Origin of the sequence: Croceicoccus marinus, assembly GCF_001661675.2 — a bacterium.
In the GTDB taxonomy this organism is placed as follows: Bacteria; Pseudomonadota; Alphaproteobacteria; order Sphingomonadales; family Sphingomonadaceae; genus Croceicoccus; species Croceicoccus marinus.
Genome location: NZ_CP019602.1, coordinates 451,389 through 472,176 on the forward strand (window position 1 = coordinate 451,389; position 20,788 = coordinate 472,176).

The following is a 20,788-nucleotide window of genomic DNA, read 5'->3' on the forward strand; positions in this document are numbered from 1 at the left end:
TGGAAAGGAGCCATAGCCATGACCGATTGCAAACCCGCGGGCTATCCGGCGATCTCGCCCTATGCGGTGCTGGACGACCCCGAGGCTTCGCTGCAATTCATCGAGAAGCTGTTCGGCGGCAGGCGCCTGTCGGTGACGCAGGATGACGGCGGCCGCATCCGCCACGCCGCGATCCGCATCGGCGAGGCCGTGCTGATGATGGGCGAGGCCAGCCGCGAATGGCCCGCGGCCGGGGCGCATCTTCATTTCTACATGCCCGACATCGACGATATCTGGCACCGCGCGCTTTCGCTGGGCGCGACAAGGGTGCAGGAGCCGATGCAGCGCGACGACGGCGATTACCGTGGCGGCTTTCGCGATCCCGGCGGCATCACCTGGTGGATCGCCTGCGCAGGCACGCGCGACAGGAAGGAACCAGACTGATGGAAACCCGCGCCGGCGATCCCGGAGCCTTTGCGAATTTCGACCTCGACCTGGTCGACAGCCCGGCCTTCGTGGTCGACGCCGCCAAGCTGCGACAGAACCTGCGCGTGCTGGCCGATATCCGCGACCGGTCGGGCTGCAAGGTGCTGGCCGCGCTGAAGGCGTTCTCGATGTGGTCGGTCGCGCCGATGATCGGCGAATATCTCGACGGCGTGTGCACCTCGGGCCTTTGGGAAGCGATGCTGGCGGGCGAGCATTACGACGGCGAGATCGCGACCTTCTGCGCGGCCTACAAGGAAGAGGACATGGAGGAGATCTGCCGCCTGTCCGACCACGTCATCTTCAACACGCCGATGCAGCGCGAACGCTTCGCCCCCATCGTCGAGGCCGCCCGCAACCGGGGGGAGACCTTCGACGTCGGCCTGCGCGTCAATCCGCTCCACCCCGAAGGCGAAGTGCCGCGCTATGATCCCTGCGCCCCGCATTCGCGGCTGGGCTTCCCGGTCGACCAGCTGACCGAGGAGCATGTCGAGGGGCTCGACGGGCTGCATTTCCATACCTTGTGCGAACAGGACCTGGGGCCGTTGAAGCGCACTTGGGAAGCGCTGCTGCCGCATATCGAATATGTGATCCCCGATCTCAAATGGCTGAATTTCGGCGGCGGGCACCACATCACGCGCAGCGACTACCAGCGCGACGAGCTGGTGCAGTTCCTGATCGACGTGCGCGACATGACCGGGTGCGAGATCTATCTCGAACCGGGCGAGGCGGTGGCGCTGGACGCGGGCATCCTGGTGGGCACCCTGCTCGACACCCATTACAACGAGATGAAGCTGGGCATCACTGACATCTCGGCCACCTGCCACATGCCCGACGTGCTCGAGGCGCCCTATCGCCCCGCCATGCTGCATGAGCGCGAGGACGTCGAACCGATCCGGCTGGGCGGCCCGTCGTGCCTGGCGGGCGACGTGATCGGCGACTACGGCCTTCCGGGCGAGGCGGTGGGCACGCGCTTCGCCTTCCTCGACCAGGCGCATTACTCGATGGTCAAGACCACGACCTTCAACGGCGTGCCGCTGCCCTCGATCTGGCTGTGGGATTCGGACAGCGGCCTGCTCGAGAAGGTGAAGACCTTCGGCTACCGCGATTTTCGCGACCGGCTGAGCTGATCGGCGCCCGCCGCCCCCGCCGCCCCCGCCGCCCCCGCCGCGCCTAGCGGAACTCGTTCATCGTCTCGGCCAGCCTTGCCAGCGTGCCGAACTGTTCGATGGTGCGCGCCACCATGTGCTCGTCCATGCCCGCGTCCATCTTGCCGCTTTCGAACATGTTGCTGGTGCGGATCGCGATCACCATGTCGCCGCGCTCGTGCCGCCCGTCGAACAGCGCGCAGATGTCCTTGCCCGCGAAGCTGCTCTCGATCTCGATCAGCCGTTCGACATAGGCGGGGTGGATCAGATAGCGCGCCTCGACCGGGTCGGTGGTCCACGCATCGAAACTGTCCTCGAAATCGGGATGGACGACCGGCACCGCCTCGAACCGCTCTCCGTCCAGCCTGACCGAATCCTTGCGCCCGCCGAAAAGGCCGGTGTGCCTGCCCTCGCGCAGCAGCAGCGTGCGCGAATGGATGCCGCGGCCATATTGCATGGTGACGATCGCGCCCCGAAACACCGTGACCCAGCGGCGGTTCTTCCCGCTGCCGCGCCGTTCCTCCAGCTTCGCCTCGTGCAGTTCGAAATGGTGCCCGGCGATCTCGCCCGCCCAGTGATCCTCGAAGCGGGCGCGGTCGTGGTGCGGCACCATGCCCAGCGCCTTGGCACGGCGGAAGCCGGTGCCGGACAGCGTGTCGAGGGTGAAATTCAGGCCCAGCGACTTCGCGATGGCCTGGTTGATGCCGGTCTTGACCGACTTGCGCGCCGCGTTGACGGGCCGCCGCGTCCATCCCCATGCAAAGGTCAGGATCACACCCGTCGCCGCCGCCTTGACCGGGAAATCGGCAGGCAGGGCGATCCACGCGATCAGCAGGACCGGCCCCAGCACCGCCGCGGCGATCCAGATCCGCTTCAGCGCCTGGGCCTGCGCCTCGCTGCGCATTACCTTCTGTTCCCGCAGCCACCCGCCCAGCGGGCCGGCCATCAGGGTTCGGGCTTGCGGCAGTTCGATCATCGTCCACTCCGACGCATCGGGCGAGGGGGGCTCTGCCCATCGCCCTTTCCTTGCAGCCACGCACTGCCTAGGCTGCGTGGCGGAGCGGCGAATCGCAAGGGAATTGCGGGCGATGGCGGGCTGGATAATCGTTTTGATCGTCTTGGTGGTGGTCGCCGTGCTGGTGATCGGCATCTACAACCGCCTCGTCTCGCTGCGGCAGACGGTGCGGCAGGGCGTCGCCGACATCGACGCGCAATTGCGGCAGCGGCATGACCTGGTTCCCAATCTGGTCAGCACGGTAAAAGGCTATGCCGCCCACGAATCGGACACGCTGGAAGCGGTGATCGCTGCCCGCAACCGCGCCGCGGCAGGCAATCCCAACTCGGGGGACGAGGAGCAGCTGGCCGTGGCGCTCGATCGCCTGCTGGCGCTGCAGGAAGCCTATCCCGAACTGAAGGCGAACAGCAATTTCCAGCAGCTGCAGGGCGAGCTGGCCGATACCGAGGACAAGATCGCCGCCGCCCGCCGCGCGCTGAACGCCGCGGTATCGCGCTACAACACGGGGATAGAGAGCTTTCCCGCCGTGCTGTTCGCGGGCATGCTGGGCTTCCGCCACGCCGATTTCCACCGGCTCGACGATTCGGAAGTGGGCACCGTCGACCAGGTTCCGCAGGTCCGGTTCTGAACCCGGCGCCCCGCGGTTTCGCACGGCCCGCCGAACACAGAATCCGCCCTGCCGCGCTGATGGTGGCATCCCGGAACGCGTGAAATTACCTTGCGTTTTATGGACCGGTGCTTATATGCGCCCCCTCGCTGCCCCATGGGGACTTCCAAACCGCAAGGCAGCTCTTGTCGAATGTCTACCTCTGGGGGTCCCTTGAATTGTCCATTTTCCCTGACGCCGCTGCTGTAGTCCGCGCCCTGTCGCCGGACGAACCGGTAATCCTCAACCGCCCGCATGCTGCGCGGCGGGCCGCGGAGTTCTTCGTCCAGAAGTTTCCCGGCAAGGTGCTCTACGCGGTCAAGGCCAATCCCTCGCCCGACCTGCTGCAGATCCTGCACGACGGCGGCGTGACGCATTACGACGTCGCCTCCATCGCCGAGGTGCGGCTTGTGCGCAGCACGCTGGGCCGCGATGTGACGCTTTGCTTCATGCACCCGGTCAAGACCGAGCGCGCGATTGCCGAGGCCTATTTCGAGCATGGCTGCAAGACTTTCAGCCTCGACAGCCATGAAGAGCTGGACAAGATCGTGCGCGCCACCACCCGCGACGGGGTAGAGGCAAAGGACCTGCGCCTGTGCGTGCGCCTGCGCGTGTCGTCCGAATATTCCGAGCTGTCGCTAGCCGCCAAGTTCGGCGTCGACCTGACCGATGCCGCGGGCCTGCTGCAGGCCGTGCGTCAAAAGGCCGACTGGCTGGGCGTGTGCTTCCACGTCGGTTCGCAGGCCATGACCCCTTTCGCCTATGTGCAGGGGCTCGAACGTGTGCGCGCCGCGATTGCCGAGGCCAGCGTCGTCATAGACATGATCGACGTCGGCGGCGGTTTCCCCTCGGTCTATCCGGGGATGGAGCCTCCGCCGCTGGAGGATTACTTCTCGGTCATCCACCGCCATTTCTACGAATTGCCGATCGCCTACAACGCCGAGCTGTGGTGCGAGCCGGGCCGTGCGCTGTGCGCGGAATACAATTCGATGATCGTGCGCGTCGAAAAGCGGCGCGAGAACGAGCTGTTCATCAACGACGGCGCCTATGGCGCCTTGTTCGATGCCGCGCATATCGGCTGGCGCTTCCCCGTCCGCCGCGTGGCCGGGCCCGAGAATGACGCCGAGATGGCCGATTTCGCGTTCTATGGCCCCACCTGCGACGACGCCGACTATATGGAAGGCCCGTTCCCGCTGCCCGCCGACATGCGCGCAGGCGATTTCATCGAGGTCGGGATGCTGGGCGCCTATGGGGCTGCCATGCGCACCGCGTTCAACGGTTTCGGCGACGGCCCGGTGGAAGCCGTGTCGGACGAACCGATGAGCAGCCTGTACCGCGGCGACCGCGCAGATCCGCGCGTCTCGGATAACGTGATCTCGCTGCGCTAGGCCGGGTCATCTCGCTGCGCTAGGCCGGGTCATCTCGCTGCGCCAAGCCGGGCGATTTCGCTGCGTTAAAATATGATCCCGTCGTACGCGGCGGGATCGTCCCGCATCCTGGCGAGCCGAAGGCCTGCCACGCGATCCGGCCGGGCGGCACAATTTTGCCGCAATTTCGGAAACATCGCGCCGTTCGCCCGTTGGAAAGGTTCCGGAAACACACAGCGTCCCCTGGCCGGTTGCCGCGCCGGGGGACGTGAAACAAAAGGAACCCCCAAATGAAGAAACTGATCATGCTCGCCGCCGCGCCGACCGTCCTGGCCCTGGCTGCCTGCGGACCCGATTCCGCGGTCGAGGAACAGGGAGACGCGCTGGAAGAACGCGCTGATGCCGTGGAGGATTATGGCGACGACCAGGCCGCCGCGCTCGAGGAAATGGCCGACGAGGCGCCGACCGATGCTCGCGAAGACGCGCTGAACGCCCGCGCCGAGGAGATCGACGACATCGGCGACGACCGCGCCGACGCGCTCAACGAAGTCGCCGACGAAATGGAATGACGACGCGCAGGCCGCGGAGCGACACTCGCTCCGCGGCCGTCGCTTTCGACAAGACACCAATAGCTTCCCGTGCCCTGATGCCGCGCGCCGCAAACAGCCGCCGGCCCCAGGGTAATTCCCGATAAGATCGCGCGAACCGCCCGCTACGCTGACCCGCCTGTCGCGCAGATCGGATGGGCCAGGCAGGTCAGCGACGACGACGGACCGCTCGGCCCGTTCCGCGGCGAAGTGCTGGCAGTGGGCGCGACCGCATCGACCACGGTGATGATGGCGGGCAAGCCCGGCACCTTCCGCGGCCGCGACATGCACGGGGTCGACGTGACCGACCGGCCGAGGGGTTCGACCTTCCGGATCGATTCGCCTATCCGCCCGCGATGAACATGCCCGGCTAGGTCCGGCGACGGGCTGGGGTCGTCATTGCGGCGAGGCCAGCTTCATCAGCACCACGCCGCCCACGATCATAAGCGCCGCCACGATCCGCAGCGGATTGGCCGCCTCGCCCAGCAAGGCGATGCCCAGGACGAAGGCGCCCACCGCGCCGATGCCGGTCCAGATCGTATAGGCGGTGCCCAGCGGCAGGCTGCGCATGGCCATGGCCAGCAGGATGAAGCTGGCCGCCACCGCCCCCAATGTCACCAGCGAGGGGCCGAGCCGGGTGAACCCCTCGGACTGTTTCATGCTGAATGCCCAGATCACTTCGAACACGCTGGCGAGAAGCAGAACGATCCATGCCATGCGGCAGCCTCCTTCGACTGCCGGGCCGTCCCGGTCTTGAATGCCCTTTCTCGGTGCCGGAACGTGGTCGCGGCCCGCCGTTTCTATGGCAGCCGCACGCGGGGCGCAACCGGCCCCGCGCTAACAAAGCCTTAGGCAAACCGGCGCTATGGCCGGGGCATGAGTGCCTCCGCAGTTTCGATTCCCGCTCGCCCGTGGATACCCGCCGTGCTGTGCCTTGGGGTGCTGGCACCGGCGATCCTGGTCCCCGCCTTCGGATTCCTGGCGTCGCTGGCGCTGATGGCGGCGGTGCTGACGGTGATGAAGCCCGCGCGCCAGGCGGCGCTGGCCTTCGTCTGGAGATCGCGCGCGAAATCACTGGCGCTGGGCATCGTGGTCGGCGGAGCGCTGGCGGTCGGCATCGCCGAACTGGTCCGCCCGTTCGTGGAAAGCATCCTGGGCCGGGGCGTCGATACCGCCGGGCTCGACGCGGTGGCGGGCAACTGGCCGGTGTTCGTGGCGACGCTGGTGGTCGCGCTGGCCAGCGCCGCGGCAGAGGAGGTGCTCTATCGCGGCTATGTGATCGGCTGGGGCGCCAGGATCTTCGGGCGCGGCGCCGTGCCGCTGCTGGTGCTGATCTCCGCCGCCGCCTTCGGCGCCTCGCACAGCTATGGCCCGTCGGGCGCGGTGGTGACGGGGCTGATCGGGCTGGCGCTCGGCGTGCTCTACCAGCTGTGCGGGCGGCGGCTGCTGCCCTGCGTGGCCGCGCATATGACTTTCAACCTGATCGGATCGGTCGCCCTGTTCCTCGCCTGATCGCGGTGCTAGTCCCGTCGCAAAACGATGGGAGTCGACGACGAATGAGCCTGCCCGACTGGTTGAAGCACCGCCTGCAATTGCCCGCGATCGCCGCGCCGATGTTCATCGTGTCGCAACCCGACCTGGTACTGGCGCAATGCCGCAGCGGGATCGTCGGCTCGTTCCCCTCGCTGAACGCGCGCCCCGACGGTACGTTCGAGCAATGGCTGCAGCGGCTGAACGCCGAACTGACCGACGATGACGCGCCTTTCGCGGTGAACCTGATCGTCCATCGCAGCAATGCGCGGCTGCAGACCGACCTGGAACTCTGCGTCAAGTACAAGGTGCCGATCGTGATCTGCTCGCTAGGCGCGCGCGAGGAAGTGAACGATGCGATCCATTCCTATGGCGGGCTGGTGCTGCACGACGTGATCAACGACAAGTTCGCGCGCAAGGCGGTGGAAAAGGGCGCAGACGGCGTGGTCGCGGTGGCGGCGGGCGCGGGCGGCCATGCGGGCACGACCTCGCCCTTCGCGCTGGTGTCCGAGATTCGCAGCTGGTTCGACGGCCCGGTGGCGCTGTCGGGCTCCATCGCGAACGGCCAGTCGATCCTTGCCGCGCAGGCGATGGGCGCCGATGTCGGCTATATCGGCAGCGCCTTCATCGCCACCCAGGAAGCGGTGGCGGTCCCCGAATACAAGCAGATGATCGTCGACAGCCGGTCCGAGGACATCGTCTATTCGAACCTTTTCACCGGCGTCCACGGCAATTACCTGCGCGGCTCGATCGAGCGGTCGGGCATGGACCCGGACAATTTGCCGGAATCGGACCCCAGCGCGATGGACTTTGGCGGCAGCAAGGCGTGGAAGGACATCTGGGGCAGCGGACAGGGAGTCGGCTCGGTCGACGCGGTTGTGCCCGCGGCGGAGCTGATCGCGCGGTTCAAGCGCGAATATGCGGCGGCGAAGGCGCGGTTGCTAGGCTGAATTCGGAAACGACCTGACAAGGCTGCTTCCAGGGCAGATGCGGCTCGACCTTTGCCCTCAGCAGCCGGAGGAGCCCGTCGACCATGAATGCGTAATCATCCGGTATGGACAGGCAAATGATGCGTGCCGACTTGAGGTCGCCGCGAAATTTTCGTTGCAGTTTCCCGCGGTGCGTTTTCTCCATGACGAAAACCATGTCGGCCAACCGATCCCGGGATGATCCGCAAAGATCTGCTCGGCCGTGGGACTACGCAGCCGGTTCTGACTGCAGACGAACAGAATTTTCTACAACAGCGCCCCGTCACGCCGCCTTGCGCAGTTCCAGCTCCAGCCTGTCCCAGATCTCGACCAGGGCGCCCACCAGGTCGCTCATCATCTGTTCGGTGTGCGCGGGGCCGGGGGTGAAGCGCAGGCGTTCGGTGCCGCGCGGGACGGTGGGGAAATTGATCGGCTGCACATAGACGCCGTATTCGGCGAGCAATATGTCCGAAATCTTCTTCGCGCGCACCGGATCGCCGACCATCAGCGGGACGATATGGGTGGTCGAATCCATCACCGGCAGCCCCGCATCGCGCATCGCGTCCTTCAGGAACGCGGCGGATGCCTGCTGCGCGTCCCGCTCGGCGCTCGAGGATTTCAGGTGGCGGACCGATGCCAGCACGCCCGCGACCAGCACCGGCGACAGCGAGGTCGTGAAGATGAAGCCCGGCGCATAGCTGCGCACGCAATCGATGATGCGCTTGTCCGCCGCGATATAGCCGCCCATCACGCCGAACGCCTTGCCCAGCGTCCCCTCGATGATGTCGATGCGCGATGCCGCGTCGTCGCGTTCCGAAATGCCGCCGCCGCGCGCGCCATACATGCCCACGGCGTGAACCTCGTCGATATAGGTCAGCGCGTTGTACTTGTCGGCCAGGTCGCAGATCGCGTGGATCGGGGCGACGTCGCCGTCCATCGAATAGACCGATTCGAACGCGATCAGCTTGGGCGTCGCCTCGTCCTCGGCAGCCAGCAGCTCTTCCAGATGGGCGATGTCGTTATGCCGCCACACGCGCTTTTCGCAGCCCGAATTGCGGATGCCCGCGATCATCGAGGCATGGTTCAACTCGTCCGAAAAGATCACGCAGCCCGGCAGCAGCTTGCCCAGCGTGGTCAGCGTGGTGTCGTTCGAGACATAGCCGCTGGTAAACAACAGCGCGCCTTCCTTGTCGTGAAGGTCGGCCAGTTCATATTCCAGATCCACGTGGTAATGCGTGTTGCCGCCGATATTGCGCGTGCCGCCCGAACCCGCGCCCACGTCGTGCAGCGCGCTTTCCATCGCCTCGATCACCTTGGGGTGCTGCCCCATGGCGAGATAGTCGTTGGAACACCACACGGTGATCGGCTTTGGCCCGTTGTGACCGGCAAAGCAGCGCGCATTGGGATAGGCACCCTTGTTGCGCAGGATGTCGATGAACACGCGGTAGCGTCCCTCGGCATGCAGCCGGTCGATCGCCTGGTCGAAAATCTGGTTGTAGTTCACGTCGTACCGCTCGCCTGTGGGGTTGTCTGGCTGGATCGCTTGACGCGTCCTGCCAGGGTCTGCCCCCGCGCGCATTGCGCCAGATCAAATTCGCGCGCCGCGCCAATCCATGACCCGAACCGGCGGTGCGGGCCATTGCTTGTCGGGGAAAGCCCCTACTGCATTGTCCGCAGCCATGCAAAGCATGATTGGCGATCACCCTGACGAAGCGATGCGATCACAGCACCGCGATCCGCGCAAGACCGCGCCGCGCCAGCGCGGGCCGCAGGGCGGACAGACCCGCCTCGTCACGCGTGAACAGCGCAAGGTCGGGCGATGACGCCGCGAATGACTGCCCCTGCGTCAGAAAGGCGATGCGCCGCGCGATCCCCTCTGCCCCGTCGATCATCGCGACGCCGGGGCCGAATGCCTGCGCCAGCTCGTCGGCCAGCAAGGGAAAATGCGTGCAGGCAAGGACCAGCGTGTCGATCCGCTCGCCGCCATCCATCGCGCGCATCGCGGACATTGTCCGGGCGATGACCGCCGGATCGACCGGTTCGCCGCGCAGCTTCGCTTCCGCCGCGGCGACAAGGCCGGGGGCGGCCAGCCTCAGCAATGTCTTGTCCGCGGCGAATTCCGCTTCCAGCCGGTCGACATAGACCTGCCGGATCGTCGCGCCGGTGCCGATCAGCCCGATCACCCCCGTCCGCGTCATGGCGGCGGCGGGCTTGATCGCCGGCACCGTGCCCACGATCGGGATGTTCAGCACGTCGCGCACCATGCCCAGCGCGATGGTGCTGGCGGTGTTGCAGGCGATGCACGCCAGCCGCGGCTGGAACCGTTCGGTCATGCGGCCCAGCAGGCCCGCGACCCGCGCGGCGATCTCCGCCTCGCTCTTCTCCCCATAGGGAAGGCCCGCGTTGTCCGCCGCATAGATCACCGGCGCCTGCGGCAGTTTCCGGCGCAGCGCGTCCAGCACGGTCAGGCCGCCGACCCCCGAATCGAACACCAGTATGGGCGCGTCGGGGCGGATCGGCGGGGCGTCATGCGTCATCGGCCCGGTCCATGCTGCAGCGCGGGCGAATGTGCAAGATGCGCGCAGGCCACAGGAACCGCGCCTCCCGCGCTTGAGCCGCATCGGCCAAGCGGCTAACGCCGGAAGCCAATCGTCTGGGAGAGCGCCCGAGTGAACACGATCGACCTGCTGTCCGCGCTGGTCTTCGGCTATGTGCTGGGATCGATCCCGTTCGGGGTGATCCTGACCCGCGTGGCGGGTGCGGGCAATCTGCACGAGATCGGATCGGGCGGCACCGGCGCGACCAACGTGCTGCGCACTGGGCGCAAGGGGCTGGCGGCGGCAACCCTGCTGCTCGACCTGGCCAAGGGGCTGGTGGTGGTGCTGATCGCGCGCGCCATCTGGCCGGGAAGCGAGCATTGGGCGGGCCTTGCGGCGATCGTCGGGCACTGCCTGCCGATCTGGCTGCGCTTTCGCGGCGGAAAGGGCGTGGCGACGCTGATGGGTGTGGCGCTGGGCCTGGCCTGGCCGATCGGGCTGGCGTTCGCTGTCGTCTGGCTGGGCATGCTGGCGATCACCCGCATCTCGAGCGCCGGGGGCATGAGCGCCGCCATCGCCGCGCCGATCGCCGCATTCGCCATGGGCTGGCCGCATTACGCGCTGGCATTGGCGATCATGGCCGCGCTGGTGCTGTGGCGGCACCGCGCCAATATCCAGCGGCTGATGGCGGGCACCGAACCGCGCATCGGCAAGAAGCAGGCCTAGAGCGTTCGCCCGACAATCATGCCGATCAGCCAGGAAGAAGCCTTCGCGCGCATTCGTCTGCTGCGCTCGCCCAATGTCGGGCCGGTCGGTTTCCGGCAATTGCTGGCGCGCTTCGGCAATGCGGCCGCCGCGCTCGATGCGCTGCCCGACATGGCGGCGCGCGGCGGCGGCAAGCAGCAGCCCGCTTCCGAAGCACTGGTGCGCGAAGAAGTGGGCGCGGTCCGCGCGGCTGGCGCCCGCTATCTGTTCCACGACGACCCGGCCTTTCCCGCCCTGCTGGCCGAAATGCACAACGCGCCCCCCATCCTGACGATACGCGGCGATCTGGCACTTTTGCACAAACCGGCGGTCGCCATCGTCGGCGCGCGCAACGCCTCTGCCGCCGCGATCTCGCTGGCGCGGCAGTTCGGGCGCGAGCTGGCGCAGCAGGGCCGGCTGGTCGTATCGGGCCTGGCGCGCGGGATCGACGCCGCCGCGCATGAAGGCGCCCTTGCAGAAGGCGCGACCGCCGCCGTCATCGCCAGCGGCATCGACGTCACCTATCCGCCGGAGCACGCCGATCTGCAGGAACGCATCGCCGCCGAAGGCCTGCTGATCGCCGAACAGCCCGCCGGCACCCAGCCGCAGGCGCGCCATTTCCCCAGCCGCAACCGCATCATCGCCGGCATGGCGGCAGGCACGGTCGTGGTCGAGGCCGCGCCCAAGTCGGGCAGCCTGATCACCGCGCGCATCGCGGCGGATGCGGGGAGAGAGGTGATGGCGGTGCCCGGCAATCCGCGCGACGCAAGGGCGCGCGGCTGCAACTATCTGATCCGCGAAGGCGCGGTGCTGGTGCAGGGGGCGGACGACATCGCCGAATTGCTCGACAGCTTCGAAGGCGCCCCGCGCAGCCGCTTCCGCGAGGAGACGCCGGTGTTCGCCCATCTGCCCAGCGAGGACGGGATGGACGGCCTTGGAGAGGGCAGTGACGAACCCGCCGTCGACATCGCCGCGCTGATATCCGCCGCGCCCGTCAGCGTCGACGAGCTGATCCGCACCAGCGGCGCGGCCCCCGCGGCGGTGCAGCTCGCGCTGCTGGAAATGGAACTGGCGGGGCGCATCCAGCGCCATGCGGGCGGGCGGGTTTCGCTTGCGTGAGGGGCGTTAATCGCCTTGACGGGGCCGCGAACCGGTCCCCATTTTCGCGCGTATACGCGTAGAGGGGCCGAAAAGACACGCCGGCCCGCATCGGGAAACCTTGAACTGACATGCAACTCGTCATCGTAGAATCGCCCGCCAAGGCGAAGACCATCGAGAAATATCTGGGCGCCGACTACAAGGTGCTGGCCAGCTATGGCCACGTCCGCGACCTGCCGCCCAAGGACGGCTCGGTGAAGCCTGACGAGGGCTTCGCGATGGACTGGGAGCTGTACGGCGACAAGCAGAAGCAGGTGCGCGCCATCGCCGACGCCGCCAAGACGGCCGACCGCCTGATCCTCGCCACCGACCCTGACCGCGAAGGCGAAGCCATCAGCTGGCATGTCCTCGAACTGCTGAAGAAGCGCAAGGCGCTGCCCAAGGAGGTCGAGCGCGTCACTTTCAACGCGATCACCAAGACCGCGGTGACCGACGCGATGAAGAAGCCGCGCGAGCTCGACCGCGATCTGATCGACGCCTATCTCGCCCGCCGCGCACTGGATTATCTGTTCGGCTTCACCCTGTCGCCCGTGCTGTGGCGCAAGCTGCCCGGCGCGAAATCGGCGGGCCGCGTGCAATCGGTCGCGCTGCGCCTGATCGTCGAGCGCGAGCGCGAGATCGAAAGCTTCACCGCGCAGGAATACTGGTCCGTCGTCGCGCATATGGAGCATGACGGCACCGGCTTCGAAGCGCGGCTGGTGAAGTTCGAAGGCAACAAGCTTGAACGCCTGTCGCTGGGCGATGAGGGTATCGCGGTCCGCGCCAAGACCGCGGTGATGAACGGCGCCTTCACGGTCGAGGATGTCGAGACCAAGCCGGTCAAGCGCAATCCCGCCCCGCCGTTCACGACATCTACCCTGCAGCAGGAAGCCGCGCGCAAGCTGCATTATTCTGCCAGCCACACCATGCGGCTGGCGCAGGGCCTGTATGAGCAGGGGCTGATCACCTATATGCGTACCGATGGCGTCCAGATGGACCCCGGCGCGATCAGCGAGGCACGCAAGGCGATCAGCGACCGCTATGCCAAGTCTGATTCTGGGGGGCATTACCTGCCCGAAAAGCCGCGCCAGTATCAGACCAAGGCCAAGAACGCGCAGGAAGCGCATGAGGCGATCCGCCCGACCGACTTCACGAAACCGCGCGGCGGCAGCGGCGATGCGGCCAAGCTCTACGACCTGATCTACAAGCGCGCGCTGGCCAGCCAGATGGCCGCCGCCAGTCTGGAACGCACCAGCGTCACCATGCGCGACGGAACCGGACAGCACGAGCTGCGCGCTACCGGCCAGGTGGTGAAGTTCCCCGGCTTCCTCGCGCTGTACGAGGAAGGCCTCGACCAGCGCAGCGACGACGACGACGAAGGCCTGCTGCCGCTGATGAAATCGGGCGACCGTCCGGCCAAGAAGTCGGTCGACGCCAACCAGCATTTCACCCAGCCCCCGCCGCGCTATTCCGAGGCCAGCCTGGTCAAGAGGCTGGAGGAACTCGGCATCGGGCGCCCGTCGACCTATGCCGCCACGCTGCAGGTGCTGAAGGACCGCGACTATGTCCGGACCGAGAAGAACCGCTTCTTCGCCGAGGATTCGGGCCGCCTGCTGACCGCCTTCCTCGAACGCTTCTTCGAGCGATACGTCGCCTATGACTTCACCGCCGGGATGGAGGACGAGCTTGACGACGTGTCGGGCGGGCGCGCCGACTGGCACAGCGTGCTCGAGGCGTTCTGGCGCGACTTCAAGCCCAAGTCCGACGAGGTGATGGAGCAGAAGCCCAGCGACATCACCGTCGCGCTGGACGAATTCCTTGCCGACTACCTCTTCCCCCCGCGCGAGGACGGTTTGCCTGCGCGCGCCTGCCCGCAGTGCATCGCCGAGGGGCGCGATGGCGGCGAGCTGCATTTGCGCGGCGGACGCAACGGCGCGTTCATCGGCTGCGTCAACTATCCCGAATGCAAGTACACCCGCCGCTTCGGCCAGCCGGGCGAGGATGGCGAGGGCGCGGATACCGAGATCGGCAAGCACCCCGAAACGGGCGAGCCGATCGAGCGCAAGACGGGCCGCTTCGGCCCCTACATCCAGATGGGCGAGGGGAAGGAGGCCAAGCGCGCCTCGATCCCCAAGGACATTCCCGAACTCGACCTGGAATGGGCGGTCAAGCTGCTGTCCCTGCCGCGCATCGTCGGCGAGCACCCCGAGAGCGGCAAGGAGATCGAGGCCAATATCGGCCGCTATGGCCCCTATCTGCGCCACGACGGCAAATATGCGAAGCTGGCGGGCACCGCGGACGTGTTCGACACCGGCATGAACGCGGCCGTCACCCTGCTGGCCGAGGCGCAGAACCGCGGCGGCAAGGGCGCGCGGGCCGCGGCCGAACCGATCAACACATTCGGCGAACACCCCACCAGTGGCGGCGAAATCAAGCTGCTGGCGGGCCGCTATGGCCCCTATGTCACCGACGGCACGACCAATGCCACGATCCCGCGCGACATGAAGCCCGAGGACGTGACCGCCGAAGACGCGGTCCGCCTGATAGACGAACGCGCCGCCAAGGGCCCCGCCAAGAAGAAAGGCGCAAAGAAGAAAGCCGCGCCCAAGAAGGCCGCCCCCAAGAAGGCTGCGACCAAGACTGCGGCCAAGTCTGCGGCCCCCAAGAAGGCACCCGCGAAGAAGAAGGCCCCGGCCAAGGCAAAGGCGGGAACGGACGACGCCGAGGGCTGATCGCCGGGCAATAAGCGCCCGCCGATCGGACCGGGGCGGCGGAACGAATTGCCGCCGCCCGCGTCCTTCCCCCATGCGACATGGCTATGGCATTGCGGACGGGCGGGCGTGTCGATGAACAGCGCCCCCGCGAAAACCGGCAAGGCACCAGCGCACGATCGCGAGGACGGCGAGGGCCTGCCCATGCCGCGCCGCGTATGGGCGATCATCGCGGTCAGCTTCGGCACCGCGCTGTTCGTGCTCGATTCGGTGATCGCCAATGTCGCGCTGCCCACCTTGTCGCGCGAACTGGACGTCAGCGAAGGGGCGGTCACCTCGGTCGTCACGATCTATCAGCTGGTGATGGTGATGGGCCTGCTGCCCTTCGCCAAGCTGGGCGACCGCATCGGGCACCGCCGCATCTACCAGATCGGGCAGGTGCTGTTCTGCGCCGCTTCCGCACTGGTCTGGTTCATCGACAGCTTCGCCATGCTGCTGGTGCTGCGCGCGCTTCAGGCGCTGGGGGCCAGCCTGGCGCTGGCGGTGGCATCGGCGATGATCCGCAACATCTATCCCGAAAAGAGCCTTGGCAGCGGGCTGGGCATCAATTCGGTGGTGGTCGCTTCCTCCGCCGCGCTGGCGCCGACTTTGGGCGGCTTCATCGTGGCGCATTTCTCGTGGCAATATGTGTTCGTGGTCGCGGTGCCCTTCGCGCTGCTGTCGCTGGTGCTGGGCCGCAGCCTGCCCAATGCGCGCCCCGGCGCCGACCTCGACGGCGTGGGCAGCGTGTGGAGCGCGGTTACCGTCGCGCTGCTGATCGGCGGCGTGCAGCTGGCCGCGCATGAAGGCACGCTGCTGCCCGGCATCGCCGCCTTCGTGTTCGGCGTGCTGTCGGCGTGGTGGCTGGTCAAGCGCGAACGCAAGCAGGACCGGCCCGTATTGCCCGTCGACATCCTCGCGCTTCCCGCCGTGGGCCTGTCGGCGCTGGCGGGCGCGGTGGCGTTCTGCGCGACCGGGCTGCTGACCGTGTCGCTGCCCTTCATCCTGGAACAGAAATTGGGCTACACGCCCGACCAGGTCGGCCTTGTGCTGCTGCCGTTCCCGCTGACCATGCTGATCTTCGCGCCGTTCACCGGGTGGCTGTCCGACCGCGTCGCCCCGACCAAGCTGGGGCTGTTCGGCCTTGCCATATTGATCGCAGGTTTCGCGTCCTTCATCTTCCTGCCCGCCGACGGCAGCTATGTCGATGTCGCGTGGCGGCTGGTCACCTGCGCGATCGGTTTCGCGTTCTTCATGCCGCCCAATTCGCGCCTGCTGATCGGCAGCGCCCCGCGCGACCGTTCGGCGGCGGCGGGCGGCGTGCTGTCGACCTCGCGCCTGTTCGGGCAGGCCAATGCGGCGGCGCTGGCGGGCCTGATGCTGGGTCTTGGCCTCGGCCTCGGCCCGGTGCCGTTCTATGTGGCGATCGGCCTGTCGGTGGTCGCGGGCCTGTGCTCGCTCACCCGCTACCGCACGATCATCGCGCAGCGGCGGCTGGCCGCCTTTGCCGAAATCGGCACCTGACCTATTTCACCCAGTCGAGCCCCAGCACCTCGTAAAGCTCCTTGTCCTCGGCCCAGTTCTCCTGGACCTTCACATGCAGGAACAGGTGCACTTTCTGGCCCAGCAGCTTCGACAATTCCTCGCGCGATGCCTCGCCGATGGCCTTGATGCGCGCGCCGCCCTTGCCCAGCACGATGGGTTTCTGGCTGTCGCGGCCTAGCACGATCTGCTGGCGGATCTCGACCGAACCGTCGGGCCGCTCGACATAGGCCTCGGGCCGGATCGCGCTGTCATAGGGCAGTTCCTCGCGCAGCTGCAGATACAGCTGCTCGCGCGTGATCTCCGCCGCCAGCAGCCGCTGCGACGCGTCCGACACCTGATCCTCGGGATACAGCCACGGACCTTCGGGCATCAGCGAGGCGAGATGCGCCTTCAGCTCGCCCACCCCGTCGCCGGTCAGCGCCGAGACGAAGAAGATCTCGTCGAACTTGGCCTGCGCGTCGAGGTCCTGCGCCAGCACCAGCAGCGCCTCCTTCTTCGAGGCGTCGACCTTGTTGATGACCAGGATCCTGCGTTCGGGCCGCTGCGCCAGCGTTTCGATCAGCGGCATCAGCTCGTGCCGGCGCTGCTTGATCGGATCGACCACCAGCAGGATCGCGTCCGCCTCGTCCGCGCCTTCCCAGGCGGCATTGACCATCGCGCGGTCCAGCCGTCGCCGCGGCGCGAAGATGCCGGGCGTGTCCGCCAAGACGATCTGCGTCGGCTCGCCCGCGGCATTTTCCGCCAGCGCGATGCCCAGAAGCCGCGCGCGCGTGGTCTGCGCCTTGGGACTGGTGATCGCGACCTTCTGGCCCACCAGCGAATTCACCAGCGTCGACTTGCCCGCATTGGGCGCGCCCAGCACCGCCACCACGCCGCAGCGTGTGCCGGTCCCCATCGCTTCGGGCGCGTCGTTTGCACTTTCGTCCATAATTCCTATCCGTGACGCTGAAGAAAGCGGGCCGCCGCGTCGGTTTCGGCCTGCTGTTTGGAAATGCCCGTGCCGGTTTCGTCGCCCACGCCCTTGACCGACACGCGCACCGTAAAGCGCAGCGCATGGTCGGGGCCGCTGCGTTCGATCAGATCGTATTCCGGCATCTTGCGGCGATTGCCCGCGGCCCATTCCTGCAGGGCCGACTTGGGATGCTTGGACTGGCCGGTGCGCCCCTCGACCGCGTCGGCCCACCAGCGGCGGACCAGCGCGCGGGCGGTGTCGAAACCGTGCTCCAGGAAACAGGCGCCGATCAGCGCCTCGATGACGTCGCCCAGTATGTTGTCGCTTTCAAGCCCGCCATCGGCGCGCGCCTGCTTGCCCAGCCGCATGTGATCGGCCAGCCCCTCGGTCCGCGCGGCCTTGGCGCAGGCGGCGCGGCTGACCAGCGCGTTCAGCCGCTGCGACAGCTTGCCTTCCGACCCGTCGGTATGTTCGTACAGCCATTCCGCGATGGTCAGCCCCAGCACCCGGTCGCCCAGGAACTCAAGCCGCTGATAGTCGAAGCTTTCGCCCGTGCTGCCATGCGTCAGCGCCGCGACCCACAACCCCTCGTCGCGCGGCACCGCGCCGGTCTGCGCCTCGATCCAGTCGCGCGCCGTGTCGTCCAGTGCAACGCTTTGGCTCGTATCTCTTGCTGCCATGCCTTCCGCTGTCATGCCTTTCGCTGCCATCCAGCCTGTCAGAACGTCTTCCCGATGCGGTCCCAGCGGGTGGCCTGGAACCAGGTCCACGGCAGGAACCATTCGGCCGAACCGTCGGTCGAGAACATGGTCACCTGCGCCTTGCCGACCAGGTTTTCCATCGGGACCATGCCGATGCCGCCGCCGATCCGCGCGGGGAAGCGGCTGTCTTCCGAATTGTCGCGATTGTCGCCCATGGCAAAGACATGCCCCTCGGGCACGGTGAACACCGGCGTGTCGTCCTGCGGCGTGTCGATCAGGTCCAGCACCTGGTAACTGCGGCCCGACGGCAGCGTCTCGACATAGCGGGGATAGCGGCAGAAGCGCGTGCCCGCGACGCCCGCTTCCTCGAACCGCATGTCGATGCAGGGCGACCCCCGGCCCGAGATCGCGGCCGCGTCCAGCATGTTCTGCGTGACGGGCAGCAGCAGGTCCGCGATCCGGCGCTTGGGGATGGCCTGGCCGTTGATGAACAGCTGGCCGCCGCGCATCTGCACCTGGTCGCCGGGAAGGCCGATGATGCGTTTGATGTAATCGTTCGCCGCGTCTGGCGGCGCCTTGAAGATGGCGACGTCGCCGCGCTCGGGCGTGCTGGCAAGGATCCGCCCAGGGATGAGCGGCATCGAGAACGGCAGCGAATAGCGCGTGTAGCCATACGACCATTTCGACGCGAGCAGGTAATCCCCGATCAAGAGGCGCGGCAGCATCGATTCCGACGGAATGTTGAAGGGCGAGAAGACGAAGCTGCGAAAGATGAACACGATCACCGCCAGCTTCAGCAGGAAGACGGGGAAGCTGTCCTCCTTCTTCTCCTTCTTCTCCGCCCGGGGCGCGGCGCCGGCAGGCCGCGCGAACGGGTCGCCGGAACCCGGCTGGCGGTCGGCCGACGGGCGTTCGGGCGCGCCATCGCCATTCTTGCTGGGGCCGGAAATCTGCATGTAACCTGTTTTCGCTTCTGGACGGTCTGGTATCGCAGCGCGGCATAGGGCAGGAAGCGCACGGCGGCCAAGCGAAACCTTGCGCGCCGCCCGATTCAATCGACCGGTAACACGGCAACAGGGAACAGATCTTACCATGACCGACGCCGCCGCGATCCGCGACCGCCTCAAGAACCTGCCCACGCCCACGCTCAAGGAACTGTTCGACGCCGATCCGCAGCGTCTCTCGGCGCTGACCGGCCGGATCGGCTGGGGAGAGGGGCAGACCGCCGGCTCGATCCTGTTCGACTGGTCCAAGACCCATCTGGACGAGGTTCACCTGGGCGCGTTCGAGGAGCTGGCCGACGCGATGGACTTCGCAGGGCGCCGCGACGTGCTGCTGACCGGCGGCATCGCCAACCCGACCGAGGGCCGCGCCGCCCAGCACACCGCCGAGCGCGGCATCGGCTCCGACGCCGCGGTCGAGGAAGCCGACGCGCTGCACCAGCGCATGAAGCTGCTGGTGGGCGCGATCCGGGCCGGCGAACTGGGCGAGGTGAAGCACCTCATCCATATCGGCATCGGCGGTTCCGCGCTGGGCCCGGCCTGCGCGCTGGCCATGCTGGCGCGCGACATCGACGCGCCGCTGATCGACGTGCATGTCGTGTCGAACATCGACGGCTGCGCGCTGGAAGACGCGATGCATGGCTGCGATCCGAAAACGACGATGATCGCGGTCGCCTCCAAGACCTTCACCACGACCGAGACGATGACCAATGCGACAAGCGCGCTGGACTGGCTTAGGGAAAACGGCGTCGCCGATCCCTATGGCCGCGTCGTCGCATTGACCGCCAGCCCGGAAAAGGCGGTCGAATGGGGCGTCGACGAAACCCGCGTGCTGCCCTTCAGCGAGACCGTGGGCGGGCGCTATTCGCTGTGGTCCTCGATCGGCTTCCCCGTCGCCATCGCGCTGGGCTGGGACGAGTTCGAGGCGGTGCTGGCGGGCGCGCAGGCAGTCGACATCCACTTCCGCGACACGGACGCGCGCGCCAACCTCCCCTTGCGCGCCGCCTTCGCCGACCAGCTCTACACGCGGCTGCGCGGCTGCCAGACCCGCGCGGTCTTCGCCTATGACGAACGGCTGAAGCTGTTTCCCGACTATCTTCAGCAGCTCGAAATGGAATCGAACGGCAAGCTGGTGACGATGGACGGCAAACCCGTCGACGGCCCCACCGCGCCGATCACCTGGGGCGGGGTGGGCACCGATGCGCAGCACGCGGTATTCCAGCTGCTCCACCAGGGCACGGTGACGGTGCCGGTGGACTTCATCGCCAGCATCGCGCCGGGCGATGCGCTGCCCGACGAACATCACCGCATCCTGCTCACCAATTGCTTTGCGCAGGGCGCGGCGCTGATGGCGGGCAAGGGCAGCGACGATCCCGCGCGCAGCTATCCCGGCAACCGCCCCAGCGCGACCATTCTGTGCGACGACATGGATGCCGCCACGCTGGGCGCGCTGATCGCGTTCCACGAACACCGCACCTTCTGCAACGCGGTGCTGATGGGCATCAATCCGTTCGACCAGTTCGGCGTCGAACTGGGCAAGCAGATCGCGAAAGAGATCGAGAGCGGCAAGGGCGAGGGTTTCGACCCCAGCACCGAGGCGCTGCTGGAAGCCGCCGGGCTGAAATAACGGGGGCGGTTCCGCGCGGGCGGGGCGGCAAGCCTTTGCAATCCGCCCCGCACCGCCCATATCGCCCCGAC

General features: G+C 67.2%; 21 protein-coding genes. 13 read left to right on the plus strand and 8 right to left on the minus strand.

Annotation, left to right across the window (positions count from 1 at the left end):
• The first annotated feature begins 18 nt into the window (after positions 1-18).
• The gene (locus A9D14_RS02245; protein WP_066842589.1) at positions 19-423 is read left to right on the plus strand and encodes a VOC family protein; all 405 of its coding nucleotides are present in this window, start codon (positions 19-21) and stop codon (positions 421-423) included.
• The gene (locus tag A9D14_RS02250; protein WP_066842590.1) at positions 423-1,592 is read left to right on the plus strand and encodes a carboxynorspermidine decarboxylase; all 1,170 of its coding nucleotides are present in this window, start codon (positions 423-425) and stop codon (positions 1,590-1,592) included. The genes A9D14_RS02245 and A9D14_RS02250 overlap by 1 nt, the downstream gene beginning before the upstream one ends.
• Before the next feature lie 43 nt (positions 1,593-1,635).
• Here the strand turns inward: A9D14_RS02250 and A9D14_RS02255 are convergent, their stop codons facing one another.
• Positions 1,636-2,586 (minus strand): DUF3137 domain-containing protein, encoded by a 951-nt coding sequence (locus tag A9D14_RS02255; RefSeq protein ID WP_066842592.1) that lies wholly within the window; start codon positions 2,584-2,586, stop codon positions 1,636-1,638.
• Between the two features lie 112 nt (positions 2,587-2,698).
• Here A9D14_RS02255 and A9D14_RS02260 point away from each other — a divergent pair, with 112 nt between their 5' ends.
• From A9D14_RS02260 to A9D14_RS19275, 4 genes are all read left to right on the plus strand, one after another.
• Complete coding sequence (locus A9D14_RS02260) at positions 2,699-3,253, plus strand: LemA family protein (protein ID WP_066842594.1); 555 nt, start codon at positions 2,699-2,701, stop codon at positions 3,251-3,253.
• 197 nt (positions 3,254-3,450) lie between these two features.
• A complete protein-coding gene (locus A9D14_RS02265; protein ID WP_066842598.1) occupies positions 3,451-4,659 on the plus strand; it encodes a type III PLP-dependent enzyme in 1,209 nt (402 codons plus the stop codon).
• Between the two features lie 269 nt (positions 4,660-4,928).
• On the plus strand, positions 4,929-5,207 hold the full coding sequence (locus A9D14_RS02270) for a hypothetical protein (RefSeq protein ID WP_066842600.1): 279 nt from the start codon (positions 4,929-4,931) through the stop codon (positions 5,205-5,207).
• Positions 5,208-5,444: 237 nt separating this feature from the next.
• Positions 5,445-5,585, plus strand: a complete 141-nt coding sequence (locus A9D14_RS19275; protein WP_157668109.1) for a hypothetical protein — start codon at positions 5,445-5,447, stop codon at positions 5,583-5,585.
• A gap of 36 nt (positions 5,586-5,621) precedes the next feature.
• On the opposite strand, the gene A9D14_RS02275 is transcribed toward A9D14_RS19275, so the two are convergent.
• On the minus strand, positions 5,622-5,942 hold the full coding sequence (locus A9D14_RS02275) for a DMT family transporter (protein ID WP_066842602.1): 321 nt from the start codon (positions 5,940-5,942) through the stop codon (positions 5,622-5,624).
• 159 nt (positions 5,943-6,101) lie between these two features.
• Between A9D14_RS02275 and A9D14_RS02280 the strand changes: the two genes are divergently transcribed.
• Both A9D14_RS02280 and A9D14_RS02285 read left to right on the plus strand, forming a co-directional pair.
• Positions 6,102-6,737 carry a CPBP family intramembrane glutamic endopeptidase gene (locus A9D14_RS02280; RefSeq protein ID WP_083987547.1) on the plus strand — a complete coding sequence of 212 codons (636 nt, stop codon included), beginning with the start codon at positions 6,102-6,104 and terminating at the stop codon, positions 6,735-6,737.
• A gap of 44 nt (positions 6,738-6,781) precedes the next feature.
• Complete coding sequence (locus A9D14_RS02285; protein ID WP_066842608.1) at positions 6,782-7,705, plus strand: NAD(P)H-dependent flavin oxidoreductase; 924 nt, start codon at positions 6,782-6,784, stop codon at positions 7,703-7,705.
• Here the strand turns inward: A9D14_RS02285 and A9D14_RS19760 are convergent.
• The 3 genes from A9D14_RS19760 to murI all read right to left on the minus strand — a co-directional run bounded on the left by A9D14_RS19760 (position 7,662) and on the right by murI (position 10,260).
• On the minus strand, positions 7,662-7,889 hold the full coding sequence (locus A9D14_RS19760) for a hypothetical protein (RefSeq protein ID WP_332459778.1): 228 nt from the start codon (positions 7,887-7,889) through the stop codon (positions 7,662-7,664). The two genes, A9D14_RS02285 and A9D14_RS19760, sit on opposite strands and share 44 nt — an antisense overlap.
• 117 nt (positions 7,890-8,006) lie before the next feature.
• Entirely contained in the window at positions 8,007-9,227 is a 1,221-nt protein-coding gene (gene hemA / locus A9D14_RS02295; protein ID WP_066842610.1) for a 5-aminolevulinate synthase, read from the minus strand.
• Positions 9,228-9,444: 217 nt separating this feature from the next.
• Entirely contained in the window at positions 9,445-10,260 is an 816-nt protein-coding gene (gene murI, locus A9D14_RS02300; protein ID WP_066842612.1) for a glutamate racemase, read from the minus strand.
• A gap of 132 nt (positions 10,261-10,392) precedes the next feature.
• On the opposite strand from murI, the gene plsY reads away from it, so the two are divergent.
• The 4 genes from plsY to A9D14_RS02320 all read left to right on the plus strand — a co-directional run bounded on the left by plsY (position 10,393) and on the right by A9D14_RS02320 (position 16,415).
• On the plus strand, positions 10,393-10,986 hold the full coding sequence (plsY, locus tag A9D14_RS02305) for a glycerol-3-phosphate 1-O-acyltransferase PlsY (RefSeq protein WP_415877346.1): 594 nt from the start codon (positions 10,393-10,395) through the stop codon (positions 10,984-10,986).
• A gap of 18 nt (positions 10,987-11,004) precedes the next feature.
• Positions 11,005-12,123: a DNA-processing protein DprA gene (gene dprA, locus A9D14_RS02310; protein ID WP_066842614.1), complete on the plus strand. Its 1,119-nt coding sequence runs from the start codon at positions 11,005-11,007 to the stop codon at positions 12,121-12,123.
• Between the two features lie 110 nt (positions 12,124-12,233).
• Positions 12,234-14,873 (plus strand): type I DNA topoisomerase, encoded by a 2,640-nt coding sequence (topA, locus tag A9D14_RS02315; RefSeq protein WP_066842616.1) that lies wholly within the window; start codon positions 12,234-12,236, stop codon positions 14,871-14,873.
• Between the two features lie 114 nt (positions 14,874-14,987).
• A complete protein-coding gene (locus tag A9D14_RS02320) occupies positions 14,988-16,415 on the plus strand; it encodes an MFS transporter (protein WP_066842618.1) in 1,428 nt (475 codons plus the stop codon).
• Position 16,416: 1 nt separating this feature from the next.
• On the opposite strand, the gene era is transcribed toward A9D14_RS02320, so the two are convergent.
• The 3 genes from era to lepB are packed head-to-tail and all read right to left on the minus strand — an operon-like array spanning position 16,417 to position 19,045.
• Positions 16,417-17,364, minus strand: coding sequence for a GTPase Era (gene era, locus A9D14_RS02325; RefSeq protein ID WP_066842624.1), 948 nt, complete (start codon positions 17,362-17,364; stop codon positions 16,417-16,419).
• 5 nt (positions 17,365-17,369) lie between these two features.
• Positions 17,370-18,083: a ribonuclease III gene (rnc, locus tag A9D14_RS02330; RefSeq protein ID WP_232468720.1), complete on the minus strand. Its 714-nt coding sequence runs from the start codon at positions 18,081-18,083 to the stop codon at positions 17,370-17,372.
• A gap of 23 nt (positions 18,084-18,106) precedes the next feature.
• A complete protein-coding gene (gene lepB / locus A9D14_RS02335) occupies positions 18,107-19,045 on the minus strand; it encodes a signal peptidase I (protein ID WP_083987551.1) in 939 nt (312 codons plus the stop codon).
• Positions 19,046-19,181: 136 nt separating this feature from the next.
• On the opposite strand from lepB, the gene pgi reads away from it, so the two are divergent.
• Positions 19,182-20,717 carry a glucose-6-phosphate isomerase gene (gene pgi, locus A9D14_RS02340; protein WP_066842626.1) on the plus strand — a complete coding sequence of 512 codons (1,536 nt, stop codon included), beginning with the start codon at positions 19,182-19,184 and terminating at the stop codon, positions 20,715-20,717.
• Positions 20,718-20,788: the final 71 nt, after the last annotated feature.